Origin of the sequence: Rubellimicrobium roseum (assembly GCF_006152145.1) — a bacterium.
Classification (GTDB): Bacteria; Pseudomonadota; Alphaproteobacteria; order Rhodobacterales; family Rhodobacteraceae; genus Rubellimicrobium; species Rubellimicrobium roseum.
In genome coordinates this window covers 1-1,502 of record NZ_VDFV01000140.1, presented here as the reverse complement: position 1 = coordinate 1,502, position 1,502 = coordinate 1, and the positions used below count along the sequence as shown (strand labels likewise).

General features: G+C 62.7%; 1 tRNA gene and 1 pseudogene. Both read left to right on the top strand.

The window, feature by feature from the left end:
• The first annotated feature begins 147 nt into the window (after window positions 1-147).
• Window positions 148-237: transfer RNA gene (locus FHG71_RS23205), tRNA-Ser, on the top strand.
• Between the two features lie 157 nt (window positions 238-394).
• Window positions 395-1,431: pseudogene (locus FHG71_RS23200) on the top strand (IS3 family transposase); the annotation flags it as partial.
• Window positions 1,432-1,502 lie beyond the last annotated feature (71 nt).

The window sequence follows — 1,502 nt, the reverse complement described above, 5'->3', positions numbered from 1 at the left end:
ACGTGCTTAGGGCTATGCCTAAGCCTCCATGGTTATGCCCAGGTGTCCGGTCGAAACAGGGGCCAGTTCAGGCAGATCCCTTGACTGCAGCGTAACGTCCGCGAGCCCTTGCGCTCGCCTGTGTGACAGGTCTAAGGAACGCACGACGGAGCGGTGGCCGAGTGGTCGAAGGCGCACGCCTGGAAAGTGTGTAGGCGGGAAACCGTCTCGAGGGTTCGAATCCCTCCCGCTCCGCCACATGACTCCATACTAGACAAGTCACTGTGACTCTTGATTATTGCTTGGCTTCAAAAGTGGACTCCTCACCAGCATTCGTCACACGCGGTCCCTGGTCTGCCCCCTGAAAGGTGGTCCTCCCTGAAGTAGGCTTTCGAGCCGGAGGGAGGACGAAGGAATACCGCAGAAGAAGCACAAGCCGGAGGAGATCGTGGCCAAGCTCCGGCAGGTCGACGTGTTGGTGTCGCAAGGCCAGTCGGTGGCCGAAGCGGTGCGCTCGACCGGCGTGACGCCGTTCACGTGACTCACGCTGACGCGAGGAGTTCGTGGGCTGAAGACCGACCAGGTGAAGCGGCTCAAGGAGCTGGAGAAGGAGAACGAGCGGCTCCGGAAAGCGGTCTCCGACCTGACACTCGAGAAGCTCATTTTGGCCGAGGCCGCCCGGGGAAACTTCTGAGCCCCGCCCGCCGTCGTCGCTGCATCGAGCACGTGAGGCAGACGTTCCAGGTCTTGGAACGCTTCGCCTGCCGGGTTCTGGGGCCGCATCGCTCGACACAGCGCAAAGTGCCGCGGGGCCGACCTGACGAAGAGGCCCTCACGGCGGACATCATCGCACTGGCGCGGGAGCATGGCCGCTACGGATACCGGCGCATCACGGCGCTTCTTCGGGAGGCCGGCTGGACGGTGAACGTGAAGCGCGTCGAGCGGATCTGGCGGCGGGAGGGGCTGAAGGTGCCCGCGAAGCAACCCAAGAAGGGGGGGCTCTGGCTCGATGACGGGTCCTGCATCCGTCTTCGGCCCGAGCGCCCCAACCATGTCTGGTCGTACGACTTCGTCGAAAGCCGGACCCACGACGGAAGGAAGTTCCGCAGGCTCAACCTCATCGATGAGTTCAGCCGGGAGTGCCTGGCCATTCGGGTCAACCGGAAGCTCCAGTCCACGGACGTGATCGACGTTTTGGCCGACCAGTTCATCCTTCGGGGTGTGCCGGCTCACATCCGGTCCGACAACGGGCCGGAGTTTATCGCCACAGCGGTGCGGGACTGGATCAGAGCCGTGGGCGCGAAGACCGCCTACATCGAGCCAGGCAGCCCCTGAGAGAACGGCTTTTGCGAAAGCTTCAACTCCAAGCTCCGGGACGAACTGCTCAACGGGGAGATCTTCTACAGCCTCGCCGAGGCAATAGTCGTGATCGAGTCCTGGCGGCAGCACTACTGGCCTGTCTCCCGAGAATGGATCCATTTGTAGTGTCAGCCTGTCTGACGAGGAGGATCCATGCCGAAGAA